Source organism: Paraburkholderia steynii (assembly GCF_900100565.1).
GTDB lineage: Bacteria > Pseudomonadota > Gammaproteobacteria > Burkholderiales > Burkholderiaceae > Paraburkholderia > Paraburkholderia terrae.
The window spans coordinates 593153-612963 of the sequence record NZ_FNDI01000001.1 but is presented as its reverse complement, the minus strand read 5'-3'; the positions used below and the strand labels follow the sequence as shown (position 1 = coordinate 612963).

At 61.9% G+C, this 19811-nt stretch carries 16 protein-coding genes; 15 read left to right on the top strand and 1 reads right to left on the bottom strand.

Translation table 11 applies throughout. The annotated features are described in order from the left end of the window. Nucleotides 1–95: 95 nt before the first annotated feature. The 4 genes from carA to BLT65_RS02665 all read left to right on the top strand — a co-directional run bounded on the left by carA (nucleotide 96) and on the right by BLT65_RS02665 (nucleotide 5810). Nucleotides 96–1250: a glutamine-hydrolyzing carbamoyl-phosphate synthase small subunit gene (gene carA, locus BLT65_RS02680; RefSeq protein WP_042306929.1), complete on the top strand. Its 1155-nt coding sequence runs from the start codon at nucleotides 96–98 to the stop codon at nucleotides 1248–1250. A 150-nt stretch (nucleotides 1251–1400) separates the two neighbouring features. Then, on the top strand, nucleotides 1401–4655 hold the full coding sequence (gene carB, locus BLT65_RS02675; protein ID WP_091774529.1) for a carbamoyl-phosphate synthase large subunit: 3255 nt from the start codon (nucleotides 1401–1403) through the stop codon (nucleotides 4653–4655). A 152-nt stretch (nucleotides 4656–4807) separates the two neighbouring features. Continuing rightward, nucleotides 4808–5284, top strand: coding sequence for a transcription elongation factor GreA (greA, locus tag BLT65_RS02670; RefSeq protein WP_042306933.1), 477 nt, complete (start codon nucleotides 4808–4810; stop codon nucleotides 5282–5284). Nucleotides 5285–5303: 19 nt separating this feature from the next. Further along, nucleotides 5304–5810: a DUF4149 domain-containing protein gene (locus BLT65_RS02665; RefSeq protein ID WP_091774914.1), complete on the top strand. Its 507-nt coding sequence runs from the start codon at nucleotides 5304–5306 to the stop codon at nucleotides 5808–5810. 172 nt (nucleotides 5811–5982) lie between these two features. Here the strand turns inward: BLT65_RS02665 and BLT65_RS02660 are convergent, their stop codons facing one another. Continuing rightward, nucleotides 5983–6525: a YhbY family RNA-binding protein gene (locus tag BLT65_RS02660; protein WP_091774527.1), complete on the bottom strand. Its 543-nt coding sequence runs from the start codon at nucleotides 6523–6525 to the stop codon at nucleotides 5983–5985. A 285-nt stretch (nucleotides 6526–6810) separates the two neighbouring features. Between BLT65_RS02660 and BLT65_RS02655 the strand changes: the two genes are divergently transcribed. From BLT65_RS02655 to phoR, 11 genes are all read left to right on the top strand, one after another. Continuing rightward, nucleotides 6811–7473: an RlmE family RNA methyltransferase gene (locus BLT65_RS02655; RefSeq protein WP_091774525.1), complete on the top strand. Its 663-nt coding sequence runs from the start codon at nucleotides 6811–6813 to the stop codon at nucleotides 7471–7473. 187 nt (nucleotides 7474–7660) lie between these two features. Continuing rightward, the gene (ftsH, locus tag BLT65_RS02650; RefSeq protein WP_007748092.1) at nucleotides 7661–9550 is read left to right on the top strand and encodes an ATP-dependent zinc metalloprotease FtsH; all 1890 of its coding nucleotides are present in this window, start codon (nucleotides 7661–7663) and stop codon (nucleotides 9548–9550) included. 177 nt (nucleotides 9551–9727) lie between these two features. Continuing rightward, on the top strand, nucleotides 9728–10570 hold the full coding sequence (gene folP / locus BLT65_RS02645) for a dihydropteroate synthase (protein ID WP_091774523.1): 843 nt from the start codon (nucleotides 9728–9730) through the stop codon (nucleotides 10568–10570). 28 nt (nucleotides 10571–10598) lie between these two features. Continuing rightward, nucleotides 10599–11957: a phosphoglucosamine mutase gene (gene glmM / locus BLT65_RS02640; RefSeq protein WP_042306941.1), complete on the top strand. Its 1359-nt coding sequence runs from the start codon at nucleotides 10599–10601 to the stop codon at nucleotides 11955–11957. Nucleotides 11958–12242: 285 nt separating this feature from the next. After that, nucleotides 12243–13274, top strand: a complete 1032-nt coding sequence (gene pstS / locus BLT65_RS02630; protein WP_042306942.1) for a phosphate ABC transporter substrate-binding protein PstS — start codon at nucleotides 12243–12245, stop codon at nucleotides 13272–13274. Between the two features lie 153 nt (nucleotides 13275–13427). Next, nucleotides 13428–14426 carry a phosphate ABC transporter permease PstC gene (gene pstC, locus BLT65_RS02625; protein WP_091774521.1) on the top strand — a complete coding sequence of 333 codons (999 nt, stop codon included), beginning with the start codon at nucleotides 13428–13430 and terminating at the stop codon, nucleotides 14424–14426. Then, nucleotides 14423–15319, top strand: coding sequence for a phosphate ABC transporter permease PstA (pstA, locus tag BLT65_RS02620; RefSeq protein WP_042306946.1), 897 nt, complete (start codon nucleotides 14423–14425; stop codon nucleotides 15317–15319). Before pstC ends, pstA begins: the two co-directional genes overlap by 4 nt. 15 nt (nucleotides 15320–15334) lie before the next feature. Next, nucleotides 15335–16183: a phosphate ABC transporter ATP-binding protein PstB gene (pstB, locus tag BLT65_RS02615; RefSeq protein ID WP_028367729.1), complete on the top strand. Its 849-nt coding sequence runs from the start codon at nucleotides 15335–15337 to the stop codon at nucleotides 16181–16183. 31 nt (nucleotides 16184–16214) lie between these two features. Beyond that, nucleotides 16215–16919 (top strand): phosphate signaling complex protein PhoU, encoded by a 705-nt coding sequence (gene phoU, locus BLT65_RS02610; protein ID WP_042306948.1) that lies wholly within the window; start codon nucleotides 16215–16217, stop codon nucleotides 16917–16919. An 82-nt stretch (nucleotides 16920–17001) separates the two neighbouring features. After that, nucleotides 17002–17703 (top strand): phosphate regulon transcriptional regulator PhoB, encoded by a 702-nt coding sequence (gene phoB / locus BLT65_RS02605; protein ID WP_006051991.1) that lies wholly within the window; start codon nucleotides 17002–17004, stop codon nucleotides 17701–17703. Nucleotides 17704–17805: 102 nt separating this feature from the next. Further along, on the top strand, nucleotides 17806–19119 hold the full coding sequence (gene phoR / locus BLT65_RS02600; RefSeq protein WP_042306949.1) for a phosphate regulon sensor histidine kinase PhoR: 1314 nt from the start codon (nucleotides 17806–17808) through the stop codon (nucleotides 19117–19119). The last annotated feature ends 692 nt before the right edge of the window (nucleotides 19120–19811 follow it).

Sequence of the window (19811 nt, the reverse complement as noted above, 5' to 3'; positions counted from 1 at the left end):
AGCGAGCCTGCGCGCGCATCGAATGATGCGCCTCGCCGCGGCCCGCACGGTCGGATAGACAGGTCGGCAACAGGGTGCTCCCCAAGGAGTCTCCCGTGTTGCCGTCATTTTCTCCCGCTCTGCTCGCGCTCGCCGACGGCACGGTCTTTCGTGGTTACTCGATCGGCGCGCCCGGTCATACGATCGGTGAAGTCGTCTTCAATACGGCCATCACCGGCTATCAGGAAATCCTGACCGACCCCAGCTACGCGCGCCAGATCGTCACGCTGACGTATCCGCACATCGGCAATGTTGGTGTGAATGCCGAAGATGTCGAAGCCACGAAAGTCCATGCCGCCGGCCTGATCATCCGTGATCTGCCTGTTCTCGCGTCGAACTTCCGCATGGAGCGCACGCTCCCGGATTACCTGAAAGCGGAAGGCGTCGTCGCGATCGCCGGTATCGACACCCGCAAGCTCACGCGCGTGCTGCGCGACAAGGGCGCGCAAAACGGCGCGATTCTCGCAGGCTCGGATGACGAGGCGAAGGCAATCGAACTCGCGCGCTCGTTCCCCGGTCTCGCGGGCATGGACCTCGCGAAGGTCGTGTCGACGCAAAAGCCGTATGAATGGAAGCAGACGGAATGGCGTCTGGGCAGCGGCTACGGCATGCAGAACACGCCGCGCTACCGCGTCGTCGCGTTCGACTTCGGCGTGAAGTACAACATTCTGCGCATGCTCGCGGAACGCGGTTGCCAGGTCACGGTGCTGCCGGCGCAAGCCACGGCTGCAGACGCGCTCGCGCTGAATCCGGACGGCATCTTCCTGTCGAACGGCCCCGGCGACCCGGAACCGTGCGATTACGCGATCGCCGCGACGCGCGAATTCATCGAGCGCGGCATTCCGACGTTCGGCATCTGCCTCGGTCATCAGATCATGGGTCTCGCTGTCGGCGCGAAGACGATGAAGATGAAGACGGGCCACCACGGCGCGAATCATCCCGTGAAGGACCTCGGCGACGGCCGCGTCGTGATCACGTCGCAGAACCACGGCTTTGCGGTCGACGCCGACACGCTGCCCGCCAATGCGAAGGTGACGCACGTGTCGCTGTTTGACGGCACGCTGCAAGGCTTCGCGCTGACGGACAAGCCGGCATTCTGCTTCCAGGGTCACCCGGAAGCATCGCCCGGTCCGAATGACATCGCCTATCTGTTCGACCGCTTCACCGCGTTGATGGACGAGGCGAAGGGCAACAAGTCGGCAGCGGCGTAAGCAGGCGCTCGTAAAAGCAGCGACGGAAGAAAGCGCGCCCCGCGACGCCGTTCGGCTGGCCCATTTGGGTACAGCCTTCGCGGCCGGTCCGAACGGCACACCGCCGGCGCGCCAACAGTAAGAACTCAGGAATACATTAGCGAGAGCGTTATGCCCAAGCGGACAGACATTAAAAGCATCCTCATTATCGGCGCGGGTCCGATCATCATCGGCCAGGCGTGCGAGTTCGACTACTCGGGCGCGCAGGCGTGCAAGGCGCTGCGTGAGGAAGGCTACAAGGTCATTCTCGTCAACAGCAATCCGGCGACGATCATGACCGACCCGAATACGGCCGACGTCACTTACATCGAGCCGATCACGTGGGAAGTGGTGGAGCGCATCATCGCGAAGGAGCGTCCGGACGCGATCCTGCCGACGATGGGCGGCCAGACCGCGCTGAACTGCGCGCTCGATCTGCATCACCACGGCGTGCTGGAAAAATACAAGGTCGAACTGATCGGCGCGTCGCCGGAAGCGATCGACAAGGCTGAAGACCGTCAGAAGTTCAAGGACGCGATGACGAAGATCGGCCTTGGCTCGGCGAAGTCGGGCATCGCGCATTCGATGGAAGAAGCGTTGCAGGTGCAAGCGGAAATCGCGGCGTTCACGGGCGGCGGCGGCTACCCCATCGTGATCCGTCCGTCGTTCACGCTCGGCGGCTCGGGCGGCGGCATCGCGTATAACCGCGAAGAATTCGAAGAAATCTGCAAGCGCGGTCTCGATCTGTCGCCGACGCGCGAACTGCTGATCGAAGAATCGCTGCTCGGCTGGAAAGAGTACGAGATGGAAGTGGTCCGCGATAAGAAGGACAACTGCATCATCGTCTGCTCGATCGAAAACCTCGACCCGATGGGCATCCACACGGGCGACTCGATCACCGTCGCGCCGGCGCAGACGCTCACCGACAAGGAATACCAGATCCTGCGTAACGCATCGCTCGCGGTGCTGCGCGAGATCGGCGTCGATACGGGCGGCTCGAACGTGCAGTTCTCGATCAATCCCGTCGATGGCCGGATGATCGTGATCGAAATGAACCCGCGCGTGTCGCGTTCGTCTGCCTTGGCGTCGAAGGCAACGGGCTTCCCGATCGCGAAGGTCGCGGCGAAGCTCGCCGTCGGCTACACGCTGGACGAACTGAAGAACGAAATCACGGGCGGTCAGACGCCGGCTTCGTTCGAACCGACCATCGATTACGTCGTCACGAAGATTCCGCGTTTCGCGTTCGAGAAATTCCGCGAAGCCGATCCGCGTCTGACCACACAGATGAAGTCGGTCGGCGAAGTGATGGCGATCGGCCGCACGTTCCAGGAATCGTTCCAGAAGGCGCTGCGCGGTCTGGAAGTTGGCGTCGACGGTCTGGATGAAAAGACCACGAGCCGCGACGAAGTGATCCGCGAAATCGGTGAAGCCGGTCCGGACCGCATCTGGTATGTCGGCGACGCGTTCCGCCTCGGTCTGACGCAACAGGAAATCTTCGAGGAAACGGCAATCGACCCGTGGTTCCTCGCGCAGATCGAAGAGATCATCCGCAAGGAAAAGGCGCTTGAAGGCCGCACGCTCGCGAGCCTCACGAAGGAAGAGCTGATTTATCTGAAGCAGAGCGGCTTCTCGGATCGCCGCCTCGCGAAGCTGCTCGGCGCGACGGGCGCCGACGTGCGCAAGCGCCGGATTGAACTGAACGTGCGCCCCGTGTACAAGCGCGTCGACACCTGCGCGGCCGAGTTCGCGACGAAGACGGCGTACATGTACTCGACGTACGAAGAAGAGTGCGAAGCGAACCCGACGAACAACAAGAAGATCATGGTGCTGGGCGGCGGCCCGAACCGGATCGGCCAGGGCATCGAGTTCGACTACTGCTGCGTGCATGCCGCGCTCGCCATGCGCGAAGACGGCTACGAAACGATCATGGTCAACTGCAACCCTGAAACCGTTTCGACCGACTACGACACGTCTGACCGTCTGTACTTCGAGCCGCTGACGCTCGAAGACGTGCTCGAAATCGTCGACAAGGAAAAGCCGCTCGGCGTGATCGTCCAGTACGGCGGCCAGACGCCGTTGAAGCTCGCGCTCGATCTCGAAGCGAATGGGGTGCCCATCGTCGGCACGTCGCCGGACATGATCGATGCGGCGGAAGACCGCGAGCGTTTCCAGAAGCTGCTGCAGGACCTCGGCCTGCGTCAGCCGCCGAACCGCACCGCGCGCGCCGAAGACGAAGCGCTCAAGCTCGCCGACGAAATCGGTTATCCGCTTGTCGTGCGTCCGTCGTACGTGCTCGGCGGCCGTGCGATGGAAATCGTCCACGAGCCGCGCGACCTCGAGCGCTATATGCGCGAGGCCGTGAAGGTGTCGAACGATTCGCCCGTGTTGCTGGACCGCTTCCTGAACGACGCGATCGAATGCGACGTGGATTGCATCTCGGACGGCGACACGGTGTTCATCGGCGGCGTGATGGAGCACATCGAACAGGCGGGCGTCCACTCGGGCGACTCGGCTTGCTCGCTGCCGCCGTACTCGCTGTCGAAGGAAACCGTCGCCGAGCTCAAGCGCCAGACGGGCGCGATGGCGAAGGCGCTGAACGTGATCGGCCTGATGAACGTGCAGTTCGCGATCCAGCAAGTGCCGCAGGCGGACGGCTCGAAGCTGGACGTCATCTACGTGCTCGAAGTGAACCCGCGCGCTTCGCGTACGGTGCCGTACGTGTCGAAGGCGACCAGCCTGCCGCTCGCGAAGATCGCGGCACGCGCGATGGTCGGCCAGAAGCTCGCGCAGCAAGGCGTGACGAAGGAAGTCATCCCGCCGTACTTCAGCGTGAAGGAAGCGGTGTTCCCGTTCGTCAAGTTCCCGGCTGTCGACCCGGTGCTCGGACCCGAAATGCGTTCGACGGGCGAAGTGATGGGCGTTGGCCAGACCTTCGGTGAGGCGCTCTTCAAGTCGCAGCTCGCAGCGGGTTCGCGTCTGCCGGAGTCGGGCACGGTGCTGCTGACCGTGATGGACGCCGACAAGCCGAAGGCCGTCGAAGTCGCGCGTATGCTGCATGAGTTGGGCTATCCGCTCGTCGCGACGAAGGGCACGGCGGCGGCGATCGAAGCGGCGGGTGTGCCCGTGCGCGTCGTCAACAAGGTGAAGGACGGCCGCCCGCACATCGTCGACATGATCAAGAACGGCGAGATCGCACTCGTCTTCACGACCGTCGACGAAACGCGCGCAGCCATCGCCGATTCGCGTTCGATCCGCATGAGCGCGCAGGCGAACAAGGTCACGTACTACACGACGATGTCGGGCGCGCGTGCCGCCGTTGAAGGCCTGCGTTATCTGAAGGACCTGGAAGTCTATGATTTACAAGGCCTCCATGCTCGCCTAAACTAAGGCTTCAGTTTCCTGTCCAAGTCGTAAGTGCCGCGGTTAAGCGGCGTCCCTAAGGTGTCAGATCGGGCTTTGTGCCACGTTTGCGCACCGTAGCGGGATGCACTTAACCGCGGTGATTTTTTTTGTGGCTGTCTTTTGCCAAAGAGTTGTTTATGAGCACTATTCCATTGACGAAGCGCGGCGCAGACCAACTGCGCGACGAATTGCAGCGCCTGAAATCGGTTGAGCGTCCGTCTGTCATCAATTCGATCTCGGAAGCGCGCGCCCAGGGCGATCTGTCGGAAAACGCCGAGTACGACGCTGCGAAAGAGAAGCAGGGCTTTATCGAAGGCCGCATCGCTGAAATCGAATCGAAGCTGGCGGGCGCGCAAATCATCGATCCGTCCGCACTCGACGCAGAAGGCCGCGTTGTGTTCGCCGCGACGGTCGATCTGGAAGATCTGGATTCGGGTGCTTCGGTTACCTATCAAATCGTCGGCGATGACGAAGCCGATCTCGAGCACGGCCTGATTTCCGTCAGCTCGCCGATCGCGCGCGCGCTGATCGGCAAGACGGAAGGCGATGTCGCGTCGGTGCAGGCGCCGGGCGGCGTGCGCGAGTACGAAATCATCGCGGTCCGTTACATCTGAGGCGGCTGCCGTGTCTTCGATGCCGCATCGCCTGTTCCGCCTGTTGACGGTCGTTTGGATCGGCAGCTTGCTGACCATTGGCTACGCCGTGGCGCCCGTGCTGTTCACCTCGCTTGACCGGGTGACGGCGGGCGCGGTCGCGGCGCAACTGTTTCGCATCGAAGGCGTGATTGGCGTGGTGTGCGGCGTGCTGCTGCTTGCGCTGTGCAACGTCCTGGTCCGCCGTGGCGGCGATGCGTATCGGCGTCTGCGCTGGCTGATTGCCGGCATGCTGGTGTGCGTGCTGGTCGGCTACTTTGCGCTGCAACCGTTCATGAATGCGCTGCGCATCGCCGCGCAGGAAGCGGGCACGGATGTCGGCCACTCCGTTTATGCAAGCCGCTTTGGCATGCTGCACGGCGTGTCGAGCGTGTTCTATCTGATCGAAAGCCTGTTGGGCATCGTGCTCGTGTGGAAGCTGCCGGCGGGAACGGGCATCGCCGTGGAGCGGGGCGCGGGACGCGTCGCTGGCCGGACGGCGGGATAGCGTATCGACACTGATCGCGTCCGCGTGGGCGAGTCGCTTGGCTCAACAGCACTCAAGTACGCGACGGATCGCCGCACGAGGCGCGGCGCCCGGTAAATTCTCTTCGGTCGGCGCGGCCCAGTCCAAATGGCCCAGTCCAAATATCAAACCGGTTTTCCGCGCCACGCCCGTCTTACTTCGACGTCTGATGCATGCGCTTTGCGCTGGTCTGGCGTTTCTTTGCTTTCTTGATGTTGCCGCCCGCGGTGACGCGCTCGTTGCCGCGCACCACCAGTTTCTGCGCTTTTGGCTTGCGCATCGGATTTTCGGACGGCTTAACGACTTTCACGACGCGAGGCGCGCGTCCCTTGCCCGCCGGTGCATCGCCGAGGGCCTCACGGACGCTCGGCAGCGCGCCGCGCTTCGCTTTCGTGGCGGCGGGAGCGCGCTCGGTGGCCACCTTTTCCGGCTTCCAGATGACGAGTAGCTTGCCGATATGCTGGATCGGCGCCGCACTCAGGCGATCGCAGATATCGTCGTAGATGGCGATGCGCTCTTCGCGCTCGTCGCCGAACACGCGGATCTTGATCAGTTGGTGCGCTTTCAGATGGACCTTGATTTCAGCCAGCACGGCATCGGTCAGCCCTTCGGCGCCGACGATCACGACCGGCTTGAGCACGTGAGCCTGGGAGCGCAATTCGGCGCGTTGTTCGGAAGAAACTTTGAGGGCTGGCATGAGAAGTAGAGGACTCGACTAAAATGGCGACGCCCGCGAGCAGGGACCGGTGGTCCGGCAATCCGGCGGAACAGCAGGCGGTGCGCGAAAAATCAGGAAACTGCGGTTAGGAAACTGCGGGCGATGAGTCCGGCATCAAAGACGGCGCCAGGTGCGATGGCAGCGGCGACGCGGACTACAAGCAGAATCACGAGCGCGGAAGGCGGTCTTTGGCTGCAGCCGCGCGAATTAAACGCGTATTATCCGCTAAAAGCGCGGTATTACGTAGCAAGAGTTCAACGTTTAATGGCAAAAAACAAGTTCAACACGTCGTGGCTGCACGACCACATCAACGATCCGTACGTGAAAATGGCACAGCGGGAGGGCTATCGCGCCCGCGCGGCCTACAAGCTGAAGGAAATCGATGAGCAGGACAAGCTGATCCGCCCGGGTCAGGTGATCGTCGATCTGGGCGCCGCGCCCGGCAGCTGGAGTCAGTACGTACGCAACAAGCTCGCGCAGGGCAAGCACCGCGACGCACAGCGGGACGGCGGGATCGACGGCACAATCATCGCGCTCGACCTGCTGCCAATGGAGCCGATCGCCGACGTTTATTTCATTCAGGGCGACTTCCGCGAGGACAATGTTCTCGAACAACTGGAAGAAGTGGTCGGAGAGCGCGATGTCGATCTTGTAATTTCGGATATGGCGCCCAACCTGTCGGGAGTGGGGGTGGCGGATGCCGCGCGAATCGAGCATGTGTGCGATCTCGCGCTGGAGTTTTCGCAAAACCACCTCAAACCCGATGGTGCCCTTTTAGTCAAATGCTTTCACGGTAGTGGTTACAGCCAGATTGTTGAGAAGTTCAAGCATCAGTTTAAGACGGTGGCCGCTCGCAAACCGAAGGCGTCCCGGGACAAATCCTCCGAGACGTTTATTCTGGGAAGGCATCTGAAGCGACCCCGTTAAAAACGGGTGCAGTGATATGTAGGCCCGCATTTCCGGCACGCCGGAAAATAAGAGCGCTGAGGTTGCGCGGTACGCTATTTATGCGGTAGCGAATGCTTATGGCAGGGGTCTTCGGACTGGATTAGAATGCCTGAGTGGTGCCGCAAGGCAAATGTAGGCGCTTGTCTATGAGTGAAGGAGTGGTGCTTTGAACAACAACATGTTTTCGAAAGCAGCAGTGTGGCTGGTGATCGCACTGGTGCTGTTTACGGTGTTCAAGCAGTTCGACAAGCCCCGTGTCCAGGAAGGCGTTTCGTATTCGCAGTTCATGGACGACGCGAAAAGCGGCAAGGTCAAGAGCGTGATCGTTCAGGGGCGCAACCTCACGGTGACGCCGGCCGACGGTCAGAAGTATCAGATCGTGTCGCCGGGCGACATCTGGATGGTCGGCGACCTGATGAAGTATGGCGTGCAGGTCAGCGGCAAGGCGGATGACGAGCCGAACGCGCTGGTGTCCGCGTTGTATTACCTCGGGCCAACCATCCTGATCATCGGGTTCTGGTTCTACATGATGAGACAGATGCAGGGAGGCGGGAAAGGCGGTGCCTTCTCGTTCGGTAAATCCCGTGCGCGTCTGATCGATGAGAACAACAACGCAATCAATTTCTCGGATGTAGCCGGCTGCGACGAGGCGAAGGAAGAAGTGTCCGAACTGGTCGACTTCCTGCGCGATCCGCAGAAGTTCCAGAAGCTGGGCGGTCGCATTCCACGCGGTGTGCTGCTGGTTGGTCCGCCAGGAACCGGTAAGACGCTGCTCGCGCGCGCTATCGCTGGTGAGGCGAAGGTGCCGTTCTTCAGCATCTCGGGTTCGGACTTCGTCGAAATGTTCGTCGGCGTTGGCGCGGCTCGTGTGCGTGACATGTTCGAGCAGGCGAAGAAGCATGCACCTTGCATCGTGTTCATCGACGAAATCGACGCGGTCGGCCGTCATCGCGGTGCAGGCATGGGCGGCGGCAACGACGAGCGCGAACAGACGCTGAACCAGATGCTCGTCGAGATGGACGGCTTCGAAGCGAACTCGGGCGTGATCGTGATCGCCGCGACGAACCGTTCGGACGTGCTCGACAAGGCGCTGCTGCGTCCGGGCCGTTTCGACCGTCAGGTGTATGTCGGTCTGCCGGATATCCGTGGCCGCGAGCACATCATGAAGGTGCATCTGCGCAAGGTACCGATCTCGAACGACGTCGACGCGGCAGTGATCGCGCGTGGCACGCCGGGCTTCTCGGGCGCCGATCTGGCGAACCTCGTGAACGAAGCGGCGCTGTTCGCCGCGCGTCGCGGCAAGCGCATCGTCGAAATGCAGGACTTCGAGGACGCCAAGGACAAGATCTTCATGGGTCCGGAGCGCAAGTCGGCCGTGATCCGCGAAGATGCGAAGCGCGCGACGGCTTACCACGAGTCCGGCCATGCGGTGATCGCCAAGTTGCTGCCGAAAGCGGACCCGGTACACAAGGTCACGATCATCCCGCGCGGTCGTGCGTTGGGCGTGACGTGGCAGTTGCCGGAGCACGACAACGAGACGTATTCGAAGGATTACCTGCTCGACCGTCTGGCCATCCTGTTCGGCGGGCGCGTGGCGGAAGAGCTGTTCCTGAACCTGATCAGCACGGGCGCATCCGACGACTTCAACAAGGCGACGGCCACCGCGCGTGCGATGGTGGCTCGCTTCGGCATGACGGACGCGTTGGGACCGATGGTCTACGTCGACGACGAGAACGATGCGTCGCCATTCGGCCGGGGCTTCACGCGCACCATTTCGGAAGCGACGCAGCAGAAGGTCGACGCCGAAATCCGTCGCGTGCTGGACGACCAGTACAACCTCGCGAAGCGCTTGCTCGACGCGAACCGCGACAAGGTCGAGGCGATGACCGCAGCGCTGATGGAGTGGGAAACGATCGACGCCGATCAGATCAACGACATCATGGCTGGCCGTCCGCCGCGTTCGCCGAAGAGCTCGCCGTCGCCTACCGATGCATCGGGCGGCAGCAGCCCGGGCACGGAAGTGAAGCCGGGCAGCGCGACCGCGCCGGCTACCTGATGATCGGTTAAAGGTGTTTTACGGGCCGGTGTGTTTTCACACCGGCCCGTTTTCATTTCTAATGCTGCTCGGATCGCGATACAGACGTTTCGCGGTCGTTCTTAACCCTTCGCCTATGCAGTACGGTCCTGTCTCGTGTCGAACGCCCAATCCCCGCTTTATCCCATTCCCGAGCCGATGCAATGCGGTCGGTTCACCTTTACGTTCGAACGCCCGCTTGTGATGGGCATCCTGAATGTCACACCCGATTCGTTTTCCGACGGCGGTCTGTACGCAGAGCCCAGCAAGGCGCGGCTGCAGGCGGAGCTGATGTTGGCCGACGGCGCCGACATCATCGACATTGGCGGCGAGTCGACGCGGCCCGGTGCGCCGCCCGTACCGCTCGAAGACGAACTGGATCGCGTGATACCCCTCGTCAAGGAACTGAGCGACGCTGGGATTCCCGTATCCGTTGACACGTATAAGCCTGAAGTTATGCGCCATGCGCTGGCGGCCGGCGCTGATCTGATTAATGATATCTGGGGCTTCAGGATGCCCGGCGCGATCGACGCCGTGAAGGACAGCCAGTGCGGTCTGTGCGTGATGCATATGCTCGGCGAGCCGCAGACGATGCAGGTCGGCGCACCCGCCTACGCGGACGTCGTCGCTGAGATTCGCGCCTTCCTCGACGAACGTGTCAATACGATGATGAGCGCAGGTGTTGCAAAAAATCGCATCAGCGTCGACCCAGGATTCGGATTTGGCAAGACGGTCGAGCATAATTACGCGCTGCTCGCTCACCTGTCTCAGACCGCGCCGATTGTCGGCACGCCGCTGCCCATTCTGGCCGGCATGTCGCGCAAGTCGATGCTGGGTGCTGTCGTGGACAGGCCCGCGCGGCAACGCGTAGCGGCGAGTGTCGCGGCGGCCGTATGCGCGGCTGAACGGGGGGCCGCGATCATCCGAGTGCATGACGTAGAGCAGACGGTGGATGCACTAAAAGTATGGGCGGCGACGCGCGACGCAGCGCGGCGCGCCTGATCACCACGCTTGGGAGGAAAATTCCAATATGGCACGTCGATATTTCGGAACAGATGGGATTCGAGGCAAGGTCGGCGAAGCGCCGATCACGCCTGACTTTGTGCTGCGGCTCGGCTATGCAGCCGGCAAGGTGCTCGCAGGCGCCGACACCTGGGCGAATACGGGCAAGCGGCCTACGGTGCTGATCGGCAAGGACACACGCGTGTCCGGCTACATGCTCGAAGCGGCGCTGGAGTCGGGCTTCTCGGCGGCGGGCGTCGACGTGATGCTGGCGGGGCCGATGCCGACGCCGGGCGTCGCCTATCTGACGCGCGCGCTGCGTCTTGCGGCGGGTGTCGTGATCAGCGCGTCGCACAATCCGTACTACGACAACGGTATCAAGTTCTTCTCCGCCGACGGCAACAAGCTGCCGGACGAAGTCGAGTTACAGATCGAAGAGCAGCTGGACAAGCCGCTCGATTGCGCGCCGTCCGAGCGCCTCGGCAAGGCGCGACGTCTGGACGACGCGGCAGGCCGTTACATCGAATTTTGCAAGAGCACCTTCCCGCAGGCGTTCGATCTGCGCGGCATGAAGCTGGTCGTCGACTGCGCGCACGGCGCGGCGTACGACGTTGCGCCGCAAGTGTTCCATGAGCTCGGCGCGGACGTGATCACGATCGGCGTCTCGCCGAACGGCTTCAACATCAACGACGGCGTCGGCGCGACGGCGCCCGACGCGCTCGTGCGCGCGGTGCGCGCGAACAAGGCGGATCTCGGCATCGCGCTCGACGGCGACGCCGACCGTCTCCAGGTCGTCGACGCGAACGGGCGGCTCTACAATGGCGACGAACTGTTGTACGTGCTGGTGCAGGACCGGATCGCGACGCAAGGCAAGGTCGAAGGCGCAGTGGGCACGCTGATGACCAACATGGCCGTCGAAGTGGCACTGAAGAAGGCGGGCGTGCAGTTCGTGCGCGCCGCCGTGGGCGACCGCTACGTGCTGGAACAACTGCGCGAGCATGGCTGGGAGCTCGGCGCGGAAGGCTCGGGCCACATCCTGTCGCTGGATCGCCATTCGACCGGCGACGGCATCGTCTCCGCGCTGCTGGTGCTGGCGGCGATGCAGCGCAGCGGCCGTTCGCTCGAGCAACTGCTCGACGGCGTCAATTTGTTCCCGCAGAAGCTGATCAACGTGCGGATGCAGCCGGGCGCGGACTGGAAGGGCAGCGACGCGATCCGCCGCGCGATCAGCGAGGCGGAAGGCGCGCTCGACGGCAGCGGTCGCGTACTGATCCGCGCGTCGGGCACCGAGCCCGTCCTGCGCGTGATGGTCGAGGCCGCGCAAGAAAAGGACGCCGTGCATCATGCGGAAACGATCGCGGCTGTCGTGAAGCAAGCGACGACCTGATCACGCCGGTAGCGTTTCGACGAGAAGGGCGGCGCTATGCCGCCCTTTTTTTCGCGCAGCCGTCTCATTGAGCGCCTGAGCCCGCAAACGTTCGCAACGGCCCGATTTCGACCGTAAAACCGCCTATCCGAAGCACATCTGCTTGCGCAGTAGAAACCCTGACATAGCGCCTTTCACGGCCGTAATAGAACTGTCACAGGAAGTTCACGATTAGTCATGTGACTGTCACAATTGGCCACTATTCTTCGCGGTGTCGTTGCACACGCTCATAACCACGGAGAAAACATGAAACTGATGCAAACCGCGTTCGCTGGCATGGCTGGCGCTCTCTTCGCGATCGCAGCGCAAGCCGCCGATATCACTGGCGCGGGCAGCACCTTTGCAGCACCGATCTACACGAAGTGGGCAGATGCTTACCAGAAGACGGGCGGCGGCAAGGTCAACTATCAGGGCATCGGCTCGTCGGGCGGCGTCAAGCAGATCGTCGCGAAGACGGTTGACTTCGCAGGCTCGGACGCTCCGCTGAAGGACGACGAACTCGCGAAGGAAGGCCTGTTCCAGTTCCCGACGGTGGTCGGCGGCGTGGTGCCCGTCATCAACGTGCCGGGCGTCAAGGCTGGCGAAATCACGCTGTCGGGCGAAGTGCTCGGCGACATCTACCTCGGCAAGGTCAAGAAGTGGAACGACCCGGCTATCGCCGCGCTGAACCCGAAGGTCAAGCTGCCGGATACGGACATCGCCGTGGTTCGCCGCGCTGACGGCTCGGGCACGAGCTTCATCTGGACGAACTACCTGTCGAAGGTCAACCCCGAGTGGAAGTCGAAGATCGGTGAAGGTTCGACGGTCAACTGGCCGACGGGTACGGGCGGCAAGGGCAACGACGGCGTCGCGGCATTCGTGCAGCGTCTGCCGGGCGCGATCGGCTATGTGGAGTGGGCGTACGCGAAGCAAAACCACATGACCTACGTCGACCTGAAGAACTCGGCAGGCACGGTGGTCGAGCCGAAGACGGAAACGTTCAAGGCAGCGGCAGCTGGCGCTGACTGGTCGAAGTCGTTCTACCAGATCCTGACGAACGAGCCGGGCAAGAACGCATGGCCGATCGTCGGCGCGACGTTCGTGCTGCTGCACACGACGCAGGACAAGGGCCCGCAAGGCGCGGAAACGCTGAAGTTCTTCGACTGGGCGTTCAAGAACGGCGGCCAGGCTGCAAACGATCTGGACTACATCACGCTGCCGGAATCGGTCGTGTCGGAAATCAAGACGCAGTGGAAGGCAAAGGTCAAGGACGCATCGGGCAAGGCGCTCGCCGAGTAATCCTCGGCTTGCAGCAACAGCAGCAAGCACCGCGCGCATGACAGCTGGATGATGCGCGCGGCCGGCCGCCCGGCTTCGATGAAGCCCGGCGGCCATCGTTCTGGCCGTCTGGCATACGCCATGCGGCAACCGGAAACAGGTTTATCAGCTCCCATGTCCGACCTCCCTCTCACTTCTGACGGCGCCCGGTCGACTCCGCCCGGTAGTACGACGCAGAAAGCGCCCAGCCGCGCGGGCGACGTCATTTTCGGCGGCATTGCGCGGCTTTCCGCCATCGTCACGCTACTGCTGCTCGGCGGCATTATCGTGTCGTTGCTCGTCGCTTCGTTGCCGACGATCCAGAAATTCGGCCTCGCCTTCCTGTGGACGGCCGACTGGGATCCACCTTCCGAGCAGTTTGGCGCGCTGGTGCCCATCTACGGCACGATTGCGACGTCGATCATTGCACTCATCATCGCGGTGCCCGTGAGCTTCGGCATCGCGCTCTTCCTGACCGAACTGTCGCCCGCCTGGCTGCGCCGGCCGCTCGGCATCGCGATCGAGCTGCTCGCCGCGATTCCGTCGATCGTCTACGGCATGTGGGGCCTGCTCGTGTTCGCGCCGATCTTCGCGCAGTATTTTGAAAAGCCGCTCGGCACGCTGCTCGGCGGCATGCCGATCATTGGCGCGCTGTTCAAGGGTCCGCCCATCGGCATCGGCATTCTGTGCGCGGGCGTGATTCTCGCGATCATGATCATTCCGTACATCGCGTCGGTGATGCGCGACGTGTTCGAAGTCACGCCCGTGCTGCTGAAGGAATCGGCGTACGGCATCGGCTGCACGACCTGGGAAGTGATGTGGAAGATCGTGCTTCCTTTCACGAAGACGGGCGTGATCGGCGGCGTGATGCTCGGCCTTGGGCGCGCACTCGGCGAGACGATGGCCGTCACGTTCGTGATCGGCAATACGAACCTGCTCGACAATGTGTCGCTCTTTTCGCCGGGTAACAGCATCACGTCGGCGCTCGCGAACGAGTTCGCGGAAGCCGCGCCGGGCCTGCATACGGCCGCGTTGATGGAACTCGGCCTGATCCTGTTTGTGATTACTTTCATCGTGCTGGCGATTTCGAAGATCATGTTGCTTCGCCTCGAGAAAGGGGAGGGCGCGAAATGAGCCAGTCCTCGATGAACATGCCGGGCAGCACCGACAGCGTCGCGCTCGAAGCGATGCGCACCCGGCTGCAAAAGCGCCGCAAAGTCACCAATGCGATCGCGCTGACGATGTCGCTCGCGGCAATGGCATTCGGCCTCCTCTGGCTGGTGTGGATTCTCTATACGACGCTGCGCCTGGGCATCGGCGGTTTGTCGATCGAGCTGTTCACGCAGTCGACGCCGCCACCGAACACGGACGGCGGCGGTCTCGCGAACGCGATCGTCGGCAGCCTGATGCTGGTCGTGATCGCGACGTTCGTCGGCACGCCGATCGGCATCATGGCGGGCGTGTATCTCGCCGAGTACGGTCAGAAGGGCTGGCTCGCGAGCATCACGCGCTTCATCAACGACATTCTGCTGTCGGCGCCGTCGATCGTCGTCGGTCTGTTCGTGTACGCGCTGGTCGTCGCGAAGATGGGCCACTTCAGCGGCTGGGCGGGCGTGATCTCGCTGGCGCTGCTGCAGGTTCCCATCGTGATCCGCACGACGGAGAACATGCTGAAGCTCGTGCCGAACGCGCTGCGCGAAGCGGCTTTCGCGCTCGGCACGCCGAAGTGGAAGATGGTGCTGTCGATTACGCTGAAGGCGTCGGTGGCGGGCATCGTGACGGGCGTGTTGCTCGCCATCGCGCGTATCGCCGGTGAAACGGCGCCGCTGCTCTTCACGGCGCTGTCCAATCAATTCTTCACGCTGGACATGAATCAACCGGTTGCGAACCTGCCGGTCACGATCTTCAAGTTCGCGATGAGCCCGTTTGCGCAGTGGCAATCGCTCGCGTGGGCTGGCGTCTTCCTGATCACGCTCGGAGTGTTGGGACTCAACATTCTCGCGCGTACGATCTTCTCGAAAAAGTAAGGGCGGAGCGATCCGATGAACATGGCAGAAAGTCACCTGAATCCCGTCGAACGCCCGGCGGCACCCGCCGGTTTCGACCCGGCGCAGAGCGGTCAAGCGGCCGCGCCCTCGCGCCCGAAGATCGAAGTCAACAACCTGAACTTCTTCTACAACAAGTATCACGCGCTGAAGAACATCAACCTGCAGATTCCCGAAGGCAAGGTGACCGCGTTCATCGGTCCGTCGGGTTGTGGCAAGTCGACGCTGCTGCGCACGTTCAACAAGATGTATGCGCTTTATCCGGAGCAGCGCGCCGAAGGCGAAATCCTGATGGACGGCGAAAACCTGCTCACGACGAAGCGCGACATTTCGCTGCTGCGCGCGCGCATCGGCATGGTGTTCCAGAAGCCGACGCCGTTCCCGATGTCGATTTACGACAACATCGCGTTCGGCGTGAAGATGTTCGAAACGCTGTCGCGCTCGGAGATGGACGATCGCGTCGAATGGGCGCTGACCAAGGCAGCGCTGTGGAACGAAGTGAAGGACAAGCTCGGCCAGAGCGGCTACGGTCTGTCGGGCGGCCAGCAGCAGCGTCTGTGTATCGCGCGCGGCATTGCGATCCGTCCGGAAGTGCTGCTGCTCGACGAACCGTGCTCGGCGCTCGACCCGATTTCGACGGGGCGCATCGAAGAACTGATCGCCGAACTGAAGAGCGACTATACGGTGGTGATCGTCACGCACAACATGCAGCAGGCCGCGCGTTGTTCGGACTACACTGCGTATATGTACCTGGGTGAGCTGATCGAATTCGGCGACACCGAGAAAATCTTCATCAAGCCGGTCCGCAAGGAAACGGAAGACTACATCACGGGCCGTTTCGGCTAATCGCTGAGCGCACGAGCTTAGGGAGTACGACATGACCGACAAACACCTGTCCAGCCAGTTCGACGCCGATCTGAACGCCGTGTCTTCGAAGGTGCTCGAAATGGGCGGCCTCGTCGAGGCGCAGATCGTCGCTGCGATGAACGCGTTGAACGAATTCGACACCGGTATCGCCGATCAGGTGATCGCCGCAGAAGAACGTCTGAACCAGATGGAAGTCGAGATCGACGAAGAGTGCAGCAACATCATCGCGCGGCGTCAGCCGACGGCGCGCGACCTGCGCCTCGTGATGGCGATCTCGAAGACCATCACGAACCTCGAACGCGCCGGCGACGAAGCGGAGAAAATCGCCAAGCGTACCAAGCGTCTGTCGGAAGACGGCGCGTCGCGCACGATCAACATCGCCGAGATCAAGCTGTCGGGCGATATGGCCGTGAGCATCCTGCGCCGCGCGCTCGATGCGTTCGCGCGCCTCGACACCGTGGCCGCCGCGCAGATCGTGCGCGACGACAAGGCGATCGACGAGGAATTCCGCGCATTTGTGCGCAAGCTGATTTCGTACATGACGGAAGATCCGCGCCTGATCTCCGTCGGGCTCGACTTCCTGTTCATCGCGAAGGCGATCGAGCGGATCGGCGACCACTCGAAGAACATCGCCGAGTTCATCATCTACGTGGTGAAGGGCACGGACGTGCGCCACATGGGCCGCGACGCGCTCGAACGCGAGGCGCTCAGCTGATCGCTGAGTTGATTCGTGAGCGGATGCGTTTATCCGCTCACGCGAACCGTTTTCATCGCATTTCGTTTATCAAGAGGCGCCGATGCCCAGCAGTATTCTCGTTATCGAAGATGAACCCGCTATTTCCGAGCTGATCTCGGTCAACTTGCAACACGCGGGCCATTGTCCGATTCGTGCGTACAACGCCGAACAGGCGCAGAACCTGATCAGCGATGTGCTTCCCGATCTCGTGCTGCTCGACTGGATGCTGCCGGGCAAATCGGGTATTGCGTTCGCGCGCGACCTGCGCAACAACGAGCGCACCAAACACATTCCCATCATCATGCTGACGGCGCGCGGCGACGAGCAGGACAAGGTGCTGGGCCTCGAGATCGGCGCCGACGACTACGTGACGAAGCCGTTCTCGCCGAAGGAACTGATGGCGCGCATCAAGGCGGTGCTGCGCCGCCGCGCGCCGCAGCTGACGGAAGACGTGGTTGCGATCAACGGGCTGAAGCTCGACCCGGCTACGCATCGCGTCGCGGCTCATGCGGAAGGCAGCGAGATCAAACTCGATCTCGGTCCGACGGAATTCCGTCTGCTGCACTTCTTCATGACGCACCCGGAGCGTGTCCACAGCCGCACGCAACTGCTCGATCAGGTGTGGGGCGACCATGTGTTCGTCGAAGAGCGCACGGTCGACGTTCACATCAAGCGTTTGCGCGCCGCTCTCAAGCCGGCCGGCTGCGATGCGATGATCGAGACGGTGCGGGGCAGCGGGTATCGCCTGGCCAAGAGCGCATAAGGTAAACTGATTGAAAAACACGAAGCGCGCTGCGGCATGTCATCGCAGCGCGCTTTGTTGTCTCTGTAGTCTTCAGATTTGTCTTCAAGGTTGCAGGAACACATGAACATCATCTGGGCGCGCTCCCTGGTATCGCTTGTGCTCCTCGCTGTGCTATGCGTGGCAGTCGGTGTTTTCGTCAGCACCAAGGCGGCGTTGACGCTTGCCGTGCTCGCGCTGCTCGCGCAAGGCATTTTCAGCACGTTTCACAAGCAGCGCCTGTGGCGTCTGCTCGACGCGCCTGTGTATGGCGAGGTGCCGAGCGCGCCGGGCATCTGGGGCGAAATCTACTACCGGCTGCACAAGCTCGCGAAGCGCTGGCACGCGCAGGTGCGTCAGGTCGAGCAGCAGCACTCGCGCTTCATTCAGGCGATCCAGGCGTCGCCGAACGGTGTTGCGATGCTCGACGATCATGATCAGATCGAATGGTGCAACGCGATCTCCGAAGAGCACTTCGGCCTCGATGCGAAACGCGATCTGCGCCAGCACATCACGCATCTCGTGCGTCATCCCGACTTCGTCCGCTACCTGAACTCGCATCACTATGAAGAGATGCTGATCATGCGCGGGATGGGCGACAAGCGCCAGAACGTGATTTCCGTGCAGGTGTTTCCTTACGGCGAGAATCGCAAGCTGGTGCTGTCGCAGGACATTACGGAGCTCGAACGTACCGACGCGATGCGCCGCGATTTTGTCGCGAATGTATCGCACGAGCTTAAGACGCCGTTGACCGTGCTATCCGGTTTTCTCGAAACGATGCGTGAGTTGCCGCTCGACGAGAGCGAGCGCGTGCGTTATCTCGATCTGATGATGCAGCAGGCGCAGCGGATGCAGCATATCGTCAGTGATTTGCTGGTGCTTGCGACGCTGGAAGGCGATAACAAGCCGCCGAGCAGCCAGATGGTCGATATGCGCGCGGTGGTGCGGCATTTGCAAGACGATGCGCAGAGTCTTTCTGGCGGACGTCATCGGATTACGTTCGATGCCGACGAGGCGCTTACTGTGACGGGCGTCGAGACTGAGATCCTCAGCGCGTTTGGCAATCTCGTTACGAATGCAATTCGGTATACGCCTGACGGCGGGTCGATTAGTGTGAGCTGGCATGCTCAAGGCGGGCAGGCCACGTTCTGTGTGACCGATAGCGGGCTCGGGATTCCTGCTGCGGATATTCCGCGGTTGACTGAGCGGTTTTATCGCGTTGATCGGAGTCGGTCGCGGGATACGGGTGGCACCGGGCTTGGGCTTGCTATCGTCAAGCATGTGCTGCAGCGGCATGATGCGCAGCTCGAGGTTAAGAGTGAGGAAGGGCGGGGGAGTGTGTTTACCGTGCGGTTTCCTGTAGCGCGGACTGCGCGGTTGCAGTCGACTGCGGCGTAAGGGTTTGGTTTTTTTGTGTTGTCTGCGACGCTTTGGGTGGATTTGGTTTTTTCGCTGGCATCCGCGTTTTGCCTTCGCGCTTCACGCGTCGCCCCTGTGCGGGGCGGCACCTACTTTTCTTTGCCGCCGCAAAGAAAAGTAGGCAAAAGAAAGCGGCTAACACCGCCAGTTCTAGTGTTTGCCTGAGGGACGCCAACGGGTCTTACGCTTCACACGGCAATCAAGTGACCCATGTTCGTTGCCAACGCTCTTGCGCTGCGCATCACCCGCTTCACATCCCCGCATTACAGCATGCCGTGCCAGATAGTCCACCGCCGCCCAGGTGGCAAACTGTGTGTAGGCCGTAGTACCTCACACACGCCCACTCCGGACCGATAGCGCAGGCGTCTCACCCTGTAAGAGCGCTTACGCATACGACGCGACAACCTACACACAGTTTGCCACCTGGGCGGCACATACCATTCGCTGCCGCTGGCCCGAGTACGGGTATTCGAAGCGGGTGAGGCGTTCATTCGAAGCGTTGGCAACGAACGCGAACAGAGATGCCGCCGTGTGAAGCGTAAGACCCGTTGGGGGCCCTCAGGCAAGAAGAAATGTTGGCGGTGTTAGCCGCTTTCTTTTGCCTACTTTTCTTTGCGGCGGCAAAGAAAAGTAGGTGCCGCCCCGCACAGGGGCGACGCTTGAAGCACGAA

Bases quoted from the DNA above. Each gene is read 5' to 3' on its own strand.
- carB (WP_091774529.1), top strand. From the start codon at position 1,401: ATGCCCAAGCGGACAGACATTAAAAGCATCCTCATTATCGGCGCGGGT.
- BLT65_RS02660 (WP_091774527.1), bottom strand. From the start codon at position 6,525: ATGCCAGCCCTCAAAGTTTCTTCCGAACAACGCGCCGAATTGCGCTCC.
- phoU (WP_042306948.1), top strand. From the start codon at position 16,215: ATGACCGACAAACACCTGTCCAGCCAGTTCGACGCCGATCTGAACGCC.
- pstB (WP_028367729.1), top strand. From the start codon at position 15,335: ATGAACATGGCAGAAAGTCACCTGAATCCCGTCGAACGCCCGGCGGCA.
- greA (WP_042306933.1), top strand. From the start codon at position 4,808: ATGAGCACTATTCCATTGACGAAGCGCGGCGCAGACCAACTGCGCGAC.
- folP (WP_091774523.1), top strand. From the start codon at position 9,728: ATGCAATGCGGTCGGTTCACCTTTACGTTCGAACGCCCGCTTGTGATG.
- pstS (WP_042306942.1), top strand. From the start codon at position 12,243: ATGAAACTGATGCAAACCGCGTTCGCTGGCATGGCTGGCGCTCTCTTC.
- pstA (WP_042306946.1), top strand. From the start codon at position 14,423: ATGAGCCAGTCCTCGATGAACATGCCGGGCAGCACCGACAGCGTCGCG.
- glmM (WP_042306941.1), top strand. From the start codon at position 10,599: ATGGCACGTCGATATTTCGGAACAGATGGGATTCGAGGCAAGGTCGGC.
- pstC (WP_091774521.1), top strand. From the start codon at position 13,428: ATGTCCGACCTCCCTCTCACTTCTGACGGCGCCCGGTCGACTCCGCCC.
- BLT65_RS02665 (WP_091774914.1), top strand. From the start codon at position 5,304: ATGCCGCATCGCCTGTTCCGCCTGTTGACGGTCGTTTGGATCGGCAGC.
- phoB (WP_006051991.1), top strand. From the start codon at position 17,002: ATGCCCAGCAGTATTCTCGTTATCGAAGATGAACCCGCTATTTCCGAG.
- BLT65_RS02655 (WP_091774525.1), top strand. From the start codon at position 6,811: ATGGCAAAAAACAAGTTCAACACGTCGTGGCTGCACGACCACATCAAC.
- phoR (WP_042306949.1), top strand. From the start codon at position 17,806: ATGAACATCATCTGGGCGCGCTCCCTGGTATCGCTTGTGCTCCTCGCT.